General features: G+C 72.2%; 12 protein-coding genes. 4 read left to right on the top strand and 8 right to left on the bottom strand.

All coding sequences use genetic code 11. The features are described from left to right. Window positions 1-26: 26 nt before the first annotated feature. The 6 genes from ABT369_RS43365 to gltB all read right to left on the bottom strand — a co-directional run bounded on the left by ABT369_RS43365 (window position 27) and on the right by gltB (window position 9,609). On the bottom strand, window positions 27-1,127 hold the full coding sequence (locus ABT369_RS43365) for a S8 family serine peptidase (protein ID WP_350621814.1): 1,101 nt from the start codon (window positions 1,125-1,127) through the stop codon (window positions 27-29). Then, window positions 1,124-2,260: a hypothetical protein gene (locus ABT369_RS43360; RefSeq protein WP_350621812.1), complete on the bottom strand. Its 1,137-nt coding sequence runs from the start codon at window positions 2,258-2,260 to the stop codon at window positions 1,124-1,126. The genes ABT369_RS43365 and ABT369_RS43360 overlap by 4 nt, the downstream gene beginning before the upstream one ends. Then, window positions 2,260-2,652 (bottom strand): hypothetical protein, encoded by a 393-nt coding sequence (locus ABT369_RS43355; RefSeq protein ID WP_350621809.1) that lies wholly within the window; start codon window positions 2,650-2,652, stop codon window positions 2,260-2,262. Before ABT369_RS43355 ends, ABT369_RS43360 begins: the two co-directional genes overlap by 1 nt. 121 nt (window positions 2,653-2,773) lie before the next feature. Next, complete coding sequence (locus ABT369_RS43350) at window positions 2,774-3,544, bottom strand: neutral zinc metallopeptidase (RefSeq protein ID WP_350621806.1); 771 nt, start codon at window positions 3,542-3,544, stop codon at window positions 2,774-2,776. 55 nt (window positions 3,545-3,599) lie between these two features. Next, window positions 3,600-5,075, bottom strand: a complete 1,476-nt coding sequence (locus ABT369_RS43345; protein ID WP_350621803.1) for a glutamate synthase subunit beta — start codon at window positions 5,073-5,075, stop codon at window positions 3,600-3,602. Then, entirely contained in the window at window positions 5,068-9,609 is a 4,542-nt protein-coding gene (gene gltB / locus ABT369_RS43340; protein WP_350621801.1) for a glutamate synthase large subunit, read from the bottom strand. The genes ABT369_RS43345 and gltB overlap by 8 nt, the downstream gene beginning before the upstream one ends. Window positions 9,610-10,043: 434 nt before the next feature. Here gltB and ABT369_RS43335 point away from each other — a divergent pair, with 434 nt between their 5' ends. The 3 genes from ABT369_RS43335 (at window position 10,044) to ABT369_RS43325 (ending at window position 13,016) form a co-directional block, all read left to right on the top strand. Further along, on the top strand, window positions 10,044-11,309 hold the full coding sequence (locus ABT369_RS43335) for a L,D-transpeptidase (RefSeq protein ID WP_350621798.1): 1,266 nt from the start codon (window positions 10,044-10,046) through the stop codon (window positions 11,307-11,309). Window positions 11,310-11,420: 111 nt separating this feature from the next. After that, window positions 11,421-12,170 carry a CPBP family intramembrane glutamic endopeptidase gene (locus tag ABT369_RS43330; RefSeq protein ID WP_350621795.1) on the top strand — a complete coding sequence of 250 codons (750 nt, stop codon included), beginning with the start codon at window positions 11,421-11,423 and terminating at the stop codon, window positions 12,168-12,170. 33 nt (window positions 12,171-12,203) lie between these two features. After that, window positions 12,204-13,016 carry a hypothetical protein gene (locus ABT369_RS43325; protein WP_350621793.1) on the top strand — a complete coding sequence of 271 codons (813 nt, stop codon included), beginning with the start codon at window positions 12,204-12,206 and terminating at the stop codon, window positions 13,014-13,016. An 80-nt stretch (window positions 13,017-13,096) separates the two neighbouring features. On the opposite strand, the gene ABT369_RS43320 is transcribed toward ABT369_RS43325, so the two are convergent. Then, window positions 13,097-14,407 (bottom strand): hypothetical protein, encoded by a 1,311-nt coding sequence (locus ABT369_RS43320; protein WP_350621790.1) that lies wholly within the window; start codon window positions 14,405-14,407, stop codon window positions 13,097-13,099. 115 nt (window positions 14,408-14,522) lie between these two features. Between ABT369_RS43320 and ABT369_RS43315 the strand changes: the two genes are divergently transcribed. Then, window positions 14,523-14,858 (top strand): PadR family transcriptional regulator, encoded by a 336-nt coding sequence (locus tag ABT369_RS43315; RefSeq protein ID WP_350621787.1) that lies wholly within the window; start codon window positions 14,523-14,525, stop codon window positions 14,856-14,858. Between the two features lie 46 nt (window positions 14,859-14,904). Here the strand turns inward: ABT369_RS43315 and ABT369_RS43310 are convergent, their stop codons facing one another. Further along, complete coding sequence (locus tag ABT369_RS43310) at window positions 14,905-15,606, bottom strand: permease prefix domain 1-containing protein (RefSeq protein WP_350621785.1); 702 nt, start codon at window positions 15,604-15,606, stop codon at window positions 14,905-14,907. Window positions 15,607-15,646 lie beyond the last annotated feature (40 nt).

Raw genomic sequence — 15,646 nt, 5'->3', positions numbered from 1 at the left:
ATCGCCACACCCACTGCCGGAGGTGATCAGCGTCGCGCCCGGCGCCGCCTCCATACCACGACCATCACGGCCACCAGCAGCGCCACACCACCCCCGGCCAGTGCCCACGTCACGCCGCTCCCACCCGGCTCATGCTTGCCTGGCGTAGCGGTGCCCGGGGACGCCGCCGGGGAGCCGGCGACCGGCCCGACGTCGGCGGTGAGCGCGGCGACGGGATCGACGATGCCGAACCCGAACTCGTCGTCACGGCCGGGCTTGCCCTTGTCGACCGCCGTGGCGGTGATGCGGTGCACCACCTCGGCGCCGGAGAGCTTGGGATACCTGGCCCGGACCAGCGCGACAACGCCGGCAACAATCGCCGTCGCGTCGCTCGTCCCCGTGGCCGACGCGTACTCGCCGGACAATCTCGTCGAGACGATGTCGACGGCCGGCGCGACAATCATGATCTCCGGGCCGGTCACCGAGATCGAGGCGTGGTTCCCGTCGCGATCCGTCCCGCCGACCGCGAGGACGCCCGGAATGTTCGCGGGGAAGGACACTGCGTGCTCGGTCGAGGTGTTGCCGACCGCGGCGACCACCACGACGTCCGACCGAAGCGCGCGCTCGACGGCCGCCCGCACCCTCGAGTCCCTGCCGGTGCCGCCGGCGATGCAGATGACCTTTGCGTCGTGTTCCACCGCCCAGTCGATTCCCGCGGCAAGGTACGCGGCGTTCCCACTGCCGTTCTCATTGCGCAACGTCTGCAGGGGCAGAATCATGGCCTTGGGCGCGATTCCCAGCACTCCCCCGTTTCCGGGAAGTCCCCGCCCCGCGATCAGCCCGGCCATCGCGGTTCCATGGCCGATGAAGTCGCCCCGTCCGTCGAAGTCGCCGTTGCCCTCCCCGAAGCCCTTGCCCGGTAGGAGCGCCCCGTCGAGCTCGGCGTGCTTCGTGTCGACTCCGGTGTCCGGCAGCCCGACCACCACGCCTTCGCCCTGGCTGATCTGGTGCGCCTCCGGGATACGCAGGGCCCCGAGGTGCCATTCCCGATCCCGGATGTTGTCGGCCGCGGCCGGGCGCACGCCGGCCAGCACCATGACGACGCCTGCCAGCACGCAGACCCCGGCCCGGCGGATCCCGGCGATCAACGGTCGATCCCCACCACACCCGGCCCGGGATCGTGACGGCGTTCGGGAGGCGCCTCGAGGACCGGTGGCACGCCTTCGTCCACCCCCCACAGTTCGTCGCCGTCCACGCTCGGCCTCGAACGCCGGCGCTTCGTGTACTCCTCGTAGGAGCGGTCGCGATAGCCGCCGACCGTGCTACTGCTCCCGAGCGGTTCAGCGGGCGCGGCGGAACTCGTCGCCGGCCGGGTTCGGGCCGCCTGCGAGGCACCCGCTCGGGGGACGGCACCACCCGGCATCGGAACGGCCGGCTGACCCACCGCCGCGCCGCCCGGACGTGGTGCGCTGATCACACCGCCCGGTGCCAGCACGCCCGGGCGGATGGCAACGCCACCGGGTGTCGCGGGTGCGGGTTTTCCGCTCCCGGGCGCGCCGCCGATCACCCCGACCGGGCCCGCGGGAACGCCCACACGTGTGCCGTCCCCGGACGTGCCGCCGGGACGCTCCGGCTGCTCGGCCAGCGTCAATCCATCGCCGGGTGACGGCGGATCGAACACCGGCGATTGCAGCGGGCCATTGCCGATCCCGCGTTGCCGCCCAGTCGACTGGGTTGATCCGCCACCGTCGGCATCCTGGTCGCGCAGAATCCTCGCTCCGACCTCGTCGAACCGCCGGTACTGCGGCACCGCTGCGTTGATCTTCTCGGCGGCGCCCACGATCCTGGCATCGGCGGCGATCACCACATCGCGTCCCCGCTGGTCCAGCTCGGCATGTTTCGCACCGCCGGCCAGCAGTCCCTGTCCGGTGGCCCGCGAGTACTGCGCCATCATCGACTCGAGCTGACGCCGGACCTCCCGCACGGCCGCGTACGCCTCGTCGACGCCGATGGCCATCAGGTTCGCCGCGTCCGCGGTCTGGGTCATCACATCGATCATGTCGTTGATGCGCCCGGCGAACGCCCAAGCGGCTTCGCTGCGGCTCGGAGGCCAGCCGTCGGTCAGCTGGTCCCGGTGCACACGGAGATTGTCACGCTGCTGCTCCAACGCCGTCCGCAGCCGATTCAACGTGCTCACGTGCGTGAAACCGGACTCCGGGTCCTCGTCCCGCACGATGTTCCACAGATCCGGCAGATTGAAGTCCCGGTACGTCTCCGCCATCAGACCGGCCTGCCCGTTCTCGGGTCCACGGCGTCGGCGTCCGCGGTCACCGCGGCTCTGGCATTGCCCAGCGCCTTGGACACTTGATCGGCGGTGAGCGAATCGGCGGACTCGTACGCCTCGGCGATCTCGTGGGCCGCCTGCGCCATCACCGAGCCGTTGTACAGCAGGACCTCCATGAGATCGAACAGCTCCTGCAACCGCTTGACGTAGTCCGTCGCGGCCTGCTGAACGTCCTTGTTCACCGCCCTGGTGCCGAACACCGGCGTGGCCGCGAAGAGGTGCAGGGCCCGCACCTTCTCCGCCGACAGGTGCACGTCCAGATCGTGCTGGAAGTCGCGCCCGAACGCGTGGACCGCGCCCGGGTCCACCACGAACCCCGGTTCACCCACCGCGCCCTCCCCGCCACGATGCGCATCGAACCCGATGACCGTAACGGAGCGTCCCGGTGCGCGGCGACCCCGAAGCCGCCGTACCGAACAAGACTCAAACCGCCACAAAAGACGCGAACGGCTACGGGAAGAAGGGCCACGTCGGGGTGGTCGGGCCCGGCAGGGGGTTGGTCCAGCCCGGGAACGGGTTGCGCGTGCCAGGAAAACTCGGTGCCGGTGCCGGTGCCGGCAGCGACGGGAACGCCGGCGGAGTGGTCGACGTCAGGCTGCCCCTGTGCACGTCACAGGAGTCCAGGCCGTGGTCGTACCCGCCGAAGAACGACGACTCCCGCTGTTGCGGCGAGCCGTGGGCGCCCTCCTTGAACCACGGCTCGTCCGGAGGGTCGCCGACCGAGATCAGGCCCGCCTTCAGCTCGTCCAGGTCGCCGGTGTCCAGCGTCAGGTCGCCGGTGCGGATCGAGTCGCCGATCATGGCGCCGGCGAAGCAGTCGGCCTGCAGCTCCTGGTAGATCGTGAACTGGTACTGGATGCCGAGGCGCTGCTGGATGCCGTGGCCGTACTCGTGGCCGAGGAGGTAGAACACGAACGCGTCGCCCATGTCGTTGTAGACCTGCTCCGACCAGTTGCGGTCGTAGGCGATGAAGTCGCCGATCGGGCAGTAGGCCGCGTTCTGGGCCGGGATCGGCTGGGTCCCGCAGGAGATCTGGCCGTCGACGACGTACGGGATGATCTTCGTGATCGGGCGGAAGCCCACGATCTTCGCGCCCCAGTAGTGCTCGGCGACGCGGATGGCGATGTTCAGGTCCGAGGCGAAGCTGCCGTTCGCGAGGGCCGTCTGCGCGGGGAACCAGCAGCAGATCGCGACGGCCAGACCCCATGAAGCCCGTTTCATGGCCGAGGGGTACCCGGGCGCGGGCTCCCGAAGAAGCCCGCACCCGATTAGCACCTCAGGCCGACAGGGCCACCGCGGAAGGCTCGACCGGCGAGGGCAGGGTGCCGTCGCCGCCCAGGTACGCGTGGATCGACGCCGCCGCCGCGCGGCCCTCGGCGATGGCCCACACGATCAGCGAGGCGCCGCGGTGCATGTCGCCCGCGATGAAGACGCCGGGCGCCTTGCTCTGCCACGTGGCGTCGGTGTCGATGCCGCCGCGCCGGTTGCGGGTCAGGCCGAGGTTGGTCAGCAGCGGACCCTCCTCGGTGCCCTCGAAGCCGATCGCGAGCAGCACGAGGTCGGCCGGGTACTCCCGCTCGGTCCCCTCCACGACGCTCACGATACGGCGGCCGTCCACTCTGGACACCTTGACCTCGGCGATGCGCACCGCGGTGAGGTTGCCCTCGGCGTCGCCCTCGAACGAGGTCACGGCGACGGCGAAGGCGCGCTCGCCGCCCTCCTCGTGGGCCGGGTAGTTACGCAGGATCCAGGGCCAGGTCGGCCACGGGTCGCGGGACTCGTCGCGCTGGTCCGGCGGCGTCGGGTACTGGTCCAGCTGCAACACCGACGCCGCGCCCTGCCGGTGCGCGACGCCCAGGCAGTCGGCCGCGGTGTCGCCGCCGCCGATGATGACGACGTGCTTGCCCTCGGCCGTGATCGCGGCCGACGGCTGCCTGCCGGCGACGACGCGGTTCGACTCGACCAGGTGCTCCATCGCCATGTGCACGCCCCGCAGTTCGCGGCCGGGCGTCTCGGGCGTGTCGCGGCCGGCCAGCGCGCCGCAGGCCAGCAGCAGCGCGTCGTGCGAGGCGCGCAGCTCGTCCACGGAGACCGTGACGCCGACGTGGACGCCGGTGCGGAACTGCACCCCCTCCGCGGTCAGCTGCTCGAGCCGGCGCTCGATGTGCTCCTTCTCGAGCTTGAAGTCCGGGATGCCGTAGCGCAGGAGCCCGCCGAGGGCGTCGTCGCGCTCGTACACCACGACGTCGTGCCCGGCCCGGGCCAGCTGCTGCGCGGCGGCGAGCCCGGCCGGACCGGAGCCGACCACACCCACGCTCTTGCCCGAGCGCTCGGGCGCCGGGCGCGGGGTGATCCGGCCGGCCGCCACCGCGCGGTTGATGATCTCGACCTCGACCTGCTTGATCGTGACCGCCTGGCCGCCGGCGATGGACAGCACGCAGGCCGCCTCGCACGGGGCCGGGCACAGCCGCCCGGTGAACTCCGGGAAGTTGTTCGTCGCGTGCAGGGCCTCGATCGCGAAGTCCCAGTCGCCGCCCCGGACCAGGTCGTTCCAGTCCGGGATGCGGTTGCCCAGCGGGCAGCCGTCGTGGCAGAACGGGATGCCGCAGTCCATGCAGCGGCTGGCCTGCTCCCGGATCAGCTCGTCGGTCGCGGGCGGGTAGACCTCGCGCCAGTCCTGCAGCCGCACCGGAACCGGCCGGCGGGCCGGCAGCCGCCGCTCGTGCTTCAGGAAACCGTTCGGGTCAGGCACGTGCCACCTCCATGACAGCCGCATCCACGTCGCGGCCGGCAGCCTCGGCGGCCCGTATCGCCTCCATCGCGCGCTCGTAGTCGCGCGGCATGACCTCGGTGAACTGCGCCACCGCGGTGCCCCAGCCGGCCAGCATCCGCTCCGCGACCGCCGAGCCGGTCTCGGCGTGGTGCTCGGCGATGTACGCCCGCAGCTTCTCGGGGTCGCTGACCGGCCGCAGGTCGACCAGCTCCGCGTTGACCAGGTTCCGGTCGAGGTTGAACACGTACGCCACGCCGCCGGACATGCCCGCGGCGAAGTTGCGCCCGGTGGTGCCGAGCACGACCACGGTGCCGCCGGTCATGTACTCGCACCCGTGGTCGCCCACGCCCTCGACGACCGCGAGCGCGCCGGAGTTGCGCACCGCGAACCGCTCCCCGGCCCGGCCGCGCATGAACAGCTTGCCCGCGGTCGCGCCGTACAGCACCGTGTTGCCGCCGATCGTCTGCTCCTCGGCGACGAACGGCGCGCGCTCGTCCGGGCGCACGATGAGCCGCCCGCCGGAGAGGCCCTTGCCGACGTAGTCGTTGGCCTCGCCCACCAGCCGCAGGGTGACCCCGCGGGGGACGAAGGCGCCGAAGGACTGCCCGGCCACGCCCCGCAGCGTGATGTGCACGGTGTCGTCGGGCAGGCCGGCCCCGCCGACCCGCCGCACGACCTCGCCGCCGAGCATCGCGCCGACCGAGCGGTGCTCGTTGCGCACCGTGACCTCGAGCGTGACCGCCTCGCCGGCGTCCAGCGCCGGGGACACCGCGGCGATGAGCTGGTTGTCCAGCGCCCGCTCGAGCCGGTGGTCCTGCTTGGTGGTCTGCCGCCGGGCCGCGTCGTCGTCCATCGGCGGCACGTGCAGCAACGGGGTCAGGTCGAGCCCGCCGGCCTTCCAGTGGTCGATCGCCGGGCGCACGTCGAGCAGCTCGGTGTGGCCGATCGCCTCGTCCAGGGTCCGGAAGCCGAGCTCGCCGAGGTAGGAGCGCACCTCCTCGGCCAGGAACCAGAAGAAGTTCTCGACGAACTCCGGGGTGCCGGTGAACCGCTTGCGCAGCGCCGGGTTCTGCGTCGCGATGCCCACCGGGCACGTGTCGAGGTGGCAGACGCGCATCATGATGCAGCCGGAGACGATGAGCGGCGCGGTGGCGAAGCCGAACTCCTCGGCGCCGAGCAGCGCCGCGACGACCACGTCCCGGCCGGTTTTGAGCTGCCCGTCGACCTGCACGCTGACCCGGTCCCGCAGCCCCGACAGCAGCAGGGTCTGCTGCGTCTCGGCCAGGCCCAGCTCCCACGGCGTGCCGGCGTGCTTGAGGGAGTTCAGGGGCGACGCACCCGTACCACCGTCATGGCCGGAGATCAGGATGACGTCGGCCTTCGTCTTGGCCACGCCGGCGGCCACGGTGCCGACGCCGACCTCGGACACGAGCTTCACGTGCACGCGCGCCGACGGGTTGACGTTCTTGAGGTCGAAGACCAGCTGGGCGAGGTCCTCGATGGAGTAGATGTCGTGGTGCGGCGGCGGCGAGATGAGCCCGACGCCGGCGGTGGCGTGGCGGGTCTTGGCGATCCAGGGCCACACCTTGTTGCCCGGCAGCTGCCCGCCCTCGCCCGGCTTGGCGCCCTGGGCCATCTTGATCTGCAGGTCGTCGGCGTTGACCAGGTATTCGGTGGTGACGCCGAAGCGGCCGCTGGCGATCTGCTTGACGGCCGAGCGCCGGCGCGGGTCGTGCAGGCGGTCGACCTCCTCGCCGCCCTCGCCGGTGTTCGACTTGCCGCCGATGTTGTTCATGGCGATCGCGAGCGTCTCGTGCGCCTCGGCCGAGATGGAGCCGTACGACATGGCGCCCGTCGCGAAGCGCTTGACGATCTCCGCGGCCGGCTCCACCTCGTCGATCGGCACCGCCGGACGCACGCCCGTGCGCAGCTCGAAGAGGCCACGCAGCGATCCCGCCTGGCCCGCCAGCTCGTCGACCCGCGCGGTGTAGCGCTGGAAGACGTCGTACTGCCGCGAGCGCGTCGCGTGCTGGAGCAGGAAGACGGTCTCCGGGTTGAACAGGTGCAGCTCGCCCTCACGGCGCCACTGGTACTCGCCGCCGACCTCGAGCCGCCGGTGCGCCCGCTCGGCCTCGTTGGCCGGGTAGGCGCGGGCGTGCCGGGCGGCGATCTCCGCGTGGACCTCGGCCAGGCCGATGCCGCCGATCTTGCTCGGGGTGCCGGTGAAGTACCGCTCGACGAGCCGCGGGTCGAGCCCGACGGCCTCGAAGACCTGGGCGCCGCAGTACGACGAGACGGTCGAGATGCCCATCTTGGACATGATCTTCAGGACGCCCTTGCCGAGCGCCTTGACGTAGTTGTGGACCGCGGTGTCCGGGTCGACGTTCGCGAGCGCGCCGGTGTTGATGAGGTCCTCGACGCTCTCGAAGGCGAGGTACGGGTTCACCGCGGAGGCGCCGAAGCCGGACAGCAGCGCGACGTGGTGCACCTCGCGGCAGTCGCCGGACTCGACCACCAGCGAGACCTGGGTGCGGGTCTGCTCCCGGACCAGGTGCTGGTGCACCGCCGCGGTGAGCAGCAGCGACGGGATCGGGGCGAGGTCGACGGTGGAGTCGCGGTCGGAGAGCACCAGGATGCGCACGCCGTCCTCGATGGCCTCGGAGACGCCGCGCATGATCTCGACCAGCCGGCGCTTGATGCCGGTGGCGCCGTCGCGCACGGGGTAGAGGCCCGACACCCGCACGGCCTTGAAGCCGGGCAGGTCGCCGTCCTCGTCGATGTGCAGGAGCTTGGCCAGGTCGTCGTTGTCGATGACCGGGTACGGCAGCGCGATCTGCCGGCACGACGCCGGGCCGGGGCGCAGCAGGTTGCCCTCGGGGCCGATGGTGGCCGCGACGCTGGTGACCAGCTCCTCGCGGATCGCGTCCAGCGGCGGGTTGGTGACCTGGGCGAAGAGCTGGGTGAAGTAGTCGTACATCAGCCGCGGGCGGGTCGAGAGCACGGCGACGGGGGTGTCGGTGCCCATCGAGCCCAGCGGCTCGGCGCCGGCCCGGGCCATCGGGCCGATGAGGATCTTGAGCTCCTCCTCGGTGTACCCGAACGTCTGCTGCCGCCGCTGCACGGAGTCGTGCGTGTAGACGACGTGCTCGCGCTCGGGCAGCTGGTCGAGGTCCATGAGCCCGGCGTGCAGCCACTCCTCGTACGGCTCGGCCGCGGCCAGCTCGGCCTTGACCTCGTCGTCGGTGCGGATGCGGCCCGCCGCGGTGTCGACCAGCAGCATCTTGCCGGGGGCCGACCGGCCCTTGGCGACGATGGTGGCCGGGTCGATGTCGAGCACGCCGGCCTCGCTGGCCAGCACGACCAGGCCGTCGCTGGTCTGCCACCAGCGGCCCGGGCGCAGGCCGTTGCGGTCGAGCACGGCGCCGACCACGGTGCCGTCGGTGAACGCGACGCTGGCGGGGCCGTCCCACGGCTCCATCAGGCAGGCGTGGAAGCGGTAGAAGGCCCGGCGCAGCGGGTCCATCCGCGGGTCGTTCTCCCACGCCTCCGGGATCATCATGAGCACCGCGTGCGGCAGGCTCCGCCCGGCCAGGTGCAGCAGCTCGAGGACCTCGTCGAAGTTCGCCGAGTCCGACGCCTCCGGCGTGCAGATCGGGAACAGCCGGCGGATGTTGCCGGGCAGGTTCTCGCTGGCCAGCAGCGCCTCGCGGGCGGCCATCCAGTTGCGGTTGCCGCGGATCGTGTTGATCTCGCCGTTGTGGGCGATGATGCGGTACGGGTGGGAAAGCTCCCAGCTCGGGAACGTGTTCGTCGAGAAGCGCGAGTGCACCAGCGCGATGGCCGAGGCCACCCGCTCGTCGGACAGGTCGGGGAAGAAGGACACGACCTGGTCCGGGGTGAGCATGCCCTTGTAGGTGATCGTGCGGGACGACAGCGACGGGAGGTACAGCTGGATCCCCCGCTCCCGGGTCTCCCGCTCGGTCTGCTTGCGCACGCAGTAGACGACCCGGTCGAGCTCCAGGGCCTCGAGCACGGTGCCGGGCGCGCCGAGCCGCTCCGCGCTCACGAACACCTGGCGGATGCGGGGCATCGCGGCCAGGGCGGTGGCCCCGAGGTCGCTCGCGTCGACCGGCACGTCGCGCCAGCCGAGCACCTGGGCGCCCTCGACCAGCGCGTACTTCTCCAGCACCCGCTGGGCGCGCGCGGCCGCGTCGTCGTCGGTGGGCAGGAAGGCCAGGCCGGTCGCGTACTGCCCGGCGGGGGGCAGCGGGAACGGCACGACCTCACGCAGGAACGCGTCCGGGATCTGGATCATGATGCCCGCGCCGTCGCCGGTGTTCGGCTCGGCCCCGCGGGCGCCACGGTGGTCCATCCGGCGCAGCGCCGAGAGCCCCTTGAACACGACGTCGTGGGACCTGCGGCCGTGGATGTCGGCGACGAAGGCGACCCCGCAGGCGTCGTGCTCGAAAGCCGGGTCGTACAGACCCTGCTGCTGCGGTCCGGGATACACCATCGGGCCTCCTGACGTCATCGAGTGCAAGTCGGGACAACGTCGGCCCTGAGGAGCGGTCTCGCCAGTGTACGCGAAGAGCGGGCGCAAGTTGCATGCTCGGTACTCGAGTCCGTACCGCATGCCGAGCGCGCCCGCCGCGTATGTTGCGAGACAACGTACCGTGCGTACGGGCCGGAAACCTACCGCGCGGGATCGTGACAAATCCCACGGAGCGGACGCTCGAGCGGTCGTTACCGAACTGTCACGCAACCTGTGGCAGTCCGGAAGACGTCCAACGAGCGGGTGGCCCTCGCCATCCGTTACTTCCTACGATGATGCACGGCAAGATCGCCCGCCACCACATAGTTCGCGGAACTGTGAACCAGTGGCACTAACACGGGATACACCGGTGCGGTAACCGGTGCATGCTCTAGCCCAACGAAGGAGGTGTGGACATGGGAGTCTCCGCACGCGCACTGGCCACGATCGCCGCGCTCACGAGCGTCGTCGTTCTGGCTGCGGGATGCAGCAACGACGATTCGCCGAAACCGAAATGGACCGGCGCTGACAGCAGTGCCGGCGGCCCCTCGGCTTCCGCGTCCGCCGCCGAGCAGCCCAAGGCGGCCTTCGCCGCTCCCGACGACGGTGCGAGCAACGTCTCCACCGCGACCGAGCTGTCCCTGCAGGCTCCCCCGGGCTCCAACGCCCAGGTGACGCTGACGGACGCCTCCGGTGCCGCGGTGAACGGCGGGCTCAACGCCGACGGGACGGCGTGGGTGCCCGGGGCCCAGCTCAAGTACGGCACGCAATACTCGGCCACCGTGACCTCGGCCGGCGACACCGCCGGCAAGAAGATCACGTTCACGACCATGGCGAAGCCCGGCAAGACGGTCAACGTCTCCACGGCTGTCGCGGACAACAAGACGTACGGCGTGGGCATGCCCGTCGTCGTGCGGTTCGGCTCCAGCGTCCCGCAGGAGATGCGGGCCTCGGTGCAGAAGCGGCTGATCGTCACCAGCACGCCGCCGCAGGTCGGCACCTGGTACTGGTTCAACGGCGGCGAGGTCCACTACCGCCCGAAGGAGTACTGGCAGGCCGGCACCAAGATCACCGTCCGGCTCGCCGTCGGCGGGCTCCAGCTCACCAAGACCGGCTGGGGCACCAAGGACGTCACGAGCACGTTCAGCATCGGTGACAAGATCGTCATGACGACCGACGACAAGACCCACCAGATGACGGTGGAGCAGAACGGCACGGTCATCAAGACGATGCCGGTCAGCCTCGGCAAGGCCAAGACCCCCTCGTCCTCCGGGAACATGGTGGTCATGGACAAGAACCAGTCCGAGCTGTTCGTCGGCACCGACCCCGACGACCCGTACCGCGAGACCGTCTACTGGACGCAGCGCATGACCAGCGGCGGGGAGTACATCCACTCCGCCCCGTGGTCGGTGGGCGACCAGGGCAAGCGCAACGTGTCGCACGGGTGCACCAACGTGTCGGAGTCGAACGCGAAGTACCTCTACAACCTGACCAAGATCGGCGACGTCGTGATCGTGAAGAACACGACCCGCAAGCTCGCCTGGGGCAACGGCTGGACCGACTGGGACAAGTCCTGGGACGAGTACGTCAAGGGCAGCGCACTGCCGCCGCCGGCCGACACCACCGTCGCCTCGCCGAGCACCTCGAGCCCGGCCTCCGCGAACCCCTCGGCCTCGGCCTAGCTCCAGCAGCAGCACCAGCACCAGCAACAACAGGGCAGCTCAAGCGTTCACCGGGGCCGCCGCCCGTCCGCGAGGACGAGGCGACGGCCCTTTCGCTGTCATCATTGCCCCGTGACCCCCTGGATCGACCCCCGCTTCGGCCCCGCGGGCGCGGCCGTGCTCGCGCTGCTCGCGGCCTGGTTCGTGGTGCGCATCGCGCGCTCGCCCGGCACCGTGGCGCGCCGCCGGGCCGAGATCGAGTCGCGGCCCGACGGCCGGATCCGGTTCCATCGGCGGTACATCCTGAGCTGGTGGCTGCTGAGCGCCGTGGCCCTGCTCCCGGTGGCGTTCGGCCCCGGCGTGGACCCGGACGACTACGGCCTGCGGCTGCCCGGCCCGGGCGGAATCGCGCTGGCGCTGGGCGTCTTCGCGCTCTTCGCCGGGGTGGTCTGGGCCCGGGACCGGTTCCTGCGCCACCGCCTCGCCGCCGTCCCGCCCCAGGTCGCGTTCCTGCTCCCCCGCACCGGCCGGGAGCGGCTGTGGGGCGCCGGCACCGCGTTCACCGCGGGCATCTGCGAGGAGCTGGTGTTCCGGGGCGCGTTCCTGGCCGGCGCGGTCGGCGGGCTGCACCTGAACGTCTGGGTCGCGGGCGCGCTCGTGAGCCTGTTCTTCGGCCTCGGCCACCTGTACCAGGGGCTGCCCGGCATCGTCGGCACCTCGGTCTTCGGGGCGTGCGCGACGGTGCTGTACGTGTTCACCGGCAGCCTGCTCCTGCCGGTGCTCGTGCACGCCGCCGTCGACCTCGGCCCGTTCGCGCTGAGCCGTTTCCCGCCCGAGACCCCGGCGCCGGCCCCGCCTGTCGGGTCGCCGTCCCCAGGATGATCCGGGCCATCGACGAGCGCTAGCCTCTCGCGCATGGCACTGGTCCGACGCAATGTCGTCCTCGGCACCTCCAGCAACCGGGTCGTGGCCGCCGCCACGGTCGCACCGCAGAACCTGGCCGTCCCGCCGGACCAGGACGTCACCCAGCGCATCCCGGCCCAGCCGACCGCCGCGTCGGGCGGGGTGCCCGGGGTTCCCGGAGTCCCCGGGGAGGTGGCCGGCGCCGCGGTCGCCGTCGGGCCCGACACGCCCCCGGCCGCGCCCGGCAGCGAGGCCGCCGCGGTCGCCACCCAGCCGGCCAGCATCGGCTCGCTGATCGTCGCGTTCGGGCTCGTCGCGGCGGGCGGGGCCGGGTCCTGGGCGCTGTACCACTTCGGCGTCAACGCCGACGAGATCCACCTGCCGGACGCGACCGCCCTGTTCGGGGTGCTGTTCGCGTTCGCCACCGCGGTCGAGCGCGTGCTCGAGCCCTTCGCCCGGTTCATGCCCGGCCAGCACGCCAAGGGTGAGCTGGAGAAGGCGGTGGCGAACATGGCGAACAAGTACCACGACGCCACCCTCGACGACCTCGTCCAGGTCGCGCACGCGAAGTCCATGGTGGACCGGGGCCGCGCGAACCGGGGCCTGATCTCGTGGGGCATCGCCGTCGCCCTGGCCACCGTCGCCTCCGCGTCCGGCGGGCTCTACCTGCTGCACTCCATCGCGGGCGACGGCTGGCAGGGCATCCCGGTGTGGATCGACGCGATCATCACCGGCGTGGTGGTCGGCAGCGGCACGAAGCCCCTGCACGACGTCATCAGCAAGGTGCAGAAGAACAAGGAGAAGTCCGAGGACGCCACCGCCTGAAGCTGCCGCGCTCCCTTCGGTCGCTCCCCATGGGGGAGCTCCGCTCCACCCAAACCCCCTCGCACACGTTGGCCGAGTGGCTAGAGCACCAGCAGGCCGTCGGTCTGTCCGCGCTCGGCGAGCCCGACGAGCGCGGACTCGGCCTCCAGGAACGGCAGATACGGCAGGTCCGGCGGCTGGGCGCGCAGCACCTGGGTCGCGTGGTGGGCGGGGACGGCGCCGGACGGGTAGGCCCGCGCGCACCGCGGGTCGACCTGCCCGTGCCGGGTCGCGAACCCCGCGACCGCCTCCCACTCGGCCAGCGGCGCGGTGGTCGGCAGCGTCACGCCGGGCGGCTCGGGCAGCACGTCGACGGCGGTGAACGGCTCGCTGCCGGCCAGCCACCACGAGACCGCGCGGACGGCGGCGCGCAGGGGGTGCTCGCACCAGTACGGCACCAGCCCCGCCCGCACCACGTGCCACGGGTCCAGCAGCCGCCCGCACTCGACCACCAGCCGGTTGCCGGTGCGGTGGCCCGCGCGCAGCCAGTCGCGGTACAGGTCGGCGACGGCCCCGCTGAGCACGTCCGGGTGCCGGTAGAGCACCTGGCGCACGGGGTGGCCGTGCGCGGCCGCGAACCGGCGCAGGTCCTCGACGAGCCCGCGGTCGACGCTGCGCTCGCAGTCGCTGTCGACCGGCCGCTCCCCGAGCACCGCGGCGTCGCGCCGGTCGAGGTAGTCCTCCGGGGCCAGGCCCGAGGCGCGGCTGCCGAGCTGGAAGGCGTACCCCGGCGGGCCCGCCACGGTCGTCCAGCGCCCGACGTCGCGGGTCACGATGACCGGCGCGCCCGGGCGCAGCCGCTCCGCGATCCAGTCCCGGTAGGCGCCGGGCAGGCGCTGCCAGCGCACCACCGAGTACGCGGCCGCCGCCGTGGACCATCCGCGCCACACCGGGTCGTAGACCTGCCGCACCGCGACGTCCGGGTTCGCGGCGAGGACCGCCCGCGCGCCGCGCTCGCCCGCCTTCGCCGCGGCCGTGTTGTCGGCGGCGGTACTGCCCGTGCTCCGCTCCCGCACCGCCACGTCCGGCGTGGCCAGCTCGAACCCCGCGGGCAGCCACGGCACCCCGAGCGCCGCGGCCAGATGCAGTGCCGCGCCGTGGGGCGAGCCGATGACGAGGCCGTGGTACCGCCCGGCCGGCAACTGTCCCGTGAGCCACCGGGCCACGGCCCCGGCGTCGACGGCGGACTCCGCCGCCCGCCCCGCGGCGCTCCACCGCGGGGCCGCCACCACGGGCCGGGGCACGCCCCGCCGGTAGGCCAGTCCCCGCCCGGACGCCATCGCCAGCGCGATCCCCAGCCCCGTGGGCCATTGCAGATCGACATCCCGCGCGGTTTCGGCCCGCCGCCTCATGCCGTTCCCACCAGATCCCCCCAGAAACGTTTTCGTGCAGCGGTCCTGCCCAAGGTCACGATCCCTAAACCCCTGCCGTGGCGCGCCGGGACCCGAACCCGTAGACTCGCTACACATGAAGGCGGACGCGCTACGGGGGCACCTCGACGCACTCCTGCTCGCGGTGCTCGACGGCGAACCCCGCCACGGCTACGCGATCATCGAGGCCCTCCAGGAGCGCAGCGGCGGCTCCCTGACCCTCCCCACCGGCACCGTCTATCCGGCCCTGCGCCGCCTCGAGCGCGCGGGCTACGTGGAGAGCGCCTGGTCGACGGTGGGCGGCCGCGAGCGCCGGACCTACCGCCTGACCAACGCGGGCCGCAAGGTGCTGACCGAGGAGCGCTCGGCCTGGCAGGAGTTCACCTCGACGATCGGCGCGGTCCTGATGCCGCCGCCGGCGCCCGCCTCCTAGGCCCCGCTCGCCTGACCCCGCTCGCCTGACCCCGGTCGCAGGCTCGTCAGGCGGCGACCGCGGCGCGCGCGTGCACCGCGAACTGGAAGCAGCGCACCGACATGAGCCCCGCATAGCCGAAGGCGGCGAGGTTCCCCGCCATCCCGAGGATCACCGGCGGCCAGGTCGCCGCGGCCGGCCACTGGTAGATGCTGAGCCCGAACACGGCCGCCCCGAGCAGCGCGTGCGGCCCGAGGAAGGTCATCGCCCCGAGCCCGACGAGCCGGGTGTACCGCACGCCGTCGCGCAGATACCGGCTCCCCCACGAGAACCCGAGCACCACGAGCGCGGCGACGCCGGCGGCCACGAACGACGTGTACTTGAAGTGGTCGACGAGCACCCAGTAGAGGTGCGAGGCGTGCTCCTGGACGCTCCACGGGCTGTCCCACCACATGAGCGGCGCGAGCACGTTCACGAGCGGCAGCGCCAGCGCGATCCAGGTCGCGGCCCGCCGCCCCTGCTGCGCGGCGAGCTCGGCCTGATAGGCGGGCGCGACCTCGTCCAGCGTCCCGAACTCGGCCACGGCGACGCGCTCCGCCTCCGCGGCGCCGAGGCCCGCGTCGGCGTGCGCGTCGGCGGCGTCCTCGAGACTGTGCCGGGCCTCGGTGATCATCTCCGCGCGCATGCGCCCGGGTCCGCGCAGCGCGGCGGCGAGGCCGTCGACATACGCGTCGATCGGTCCGGTCGCGGGCCGCGGCACCCCCTTCATGTGCTCCAGAATTGCACAGCGCCCCGCCGCAAGGCCAGAA

This window comes from Dactylosporangium sp. NPDC000244 (assembly GCF_040300725.1).
GTDB lineage: Bacteria > Actinomycetota > Actinomycetes > Mycobacteriales > Micromonosporaceae > Dactylosporangium.
This window is presented reverse-complemented; position numbering and strand designations above follow the sequence as displayed.

Excerpts from the sequence above, each read along its gene's own strand:
- ABT369_RS43335 (WP_350621798.1), top strand. The coding sequence starts at position 10,044 with ATGGGAGTCTCCGCACGCGCACTGGCCACGATCGCCGCGCTCACGAGC.
- gltB (WP_350621801.1), bottom strand. The coding sequence starts at position 9,609 with ATGGTGTATCCCGGACCGCAGCAGCAGGGTCTGTACGACCCGGCTTTC.
- ABT369_RS43360 (WP_350621812.1), bottom strand. The coding sequence starts at position 2,260 with ATGGCGGAGACGTACCGGGACTTCAATCTGCCGGATCTGTGGAACATC.
- ABT369_RS43325 (WP_350621793.1), top strand. The coding sequence starts at position 12,204 with ATGGCACTGGTCCGACGCAATGTCGTCCTCGGCACCTCCAGCAACCGG.
- ABT369_RS43310 (WP_350621785.1), bottom strand. The coding sequence starts at position 15,606 with ATGAAGGGGGTGCCGCGGCCCGCGACCGGACCGATCGACGCGTATGTC.
- ABT369_RS43320 (WP_350621790.1), bottom strand. The coding sequence starts at position 14,407 with ATGAGGCGGCGGGCCGAAACCGCGCGGGATGTCGATCTGCAATGGCCC.
- ABT369_RS43350 (WP_350621806.1), bottom strand. The coding sequence starts at position 3,544 with ATGAAACGGGCTTCATGGGGTCTGGCCGTCGCGATCTGCTGCTGGTTC.
- ABT369_RS43315 (WP_350621787.1), top strand. The coding sequence starts at position 14,523 with ATGAAGGCGGACGCGCTACGGGGGCACCTCGACGCACTCCTGCTCGCG.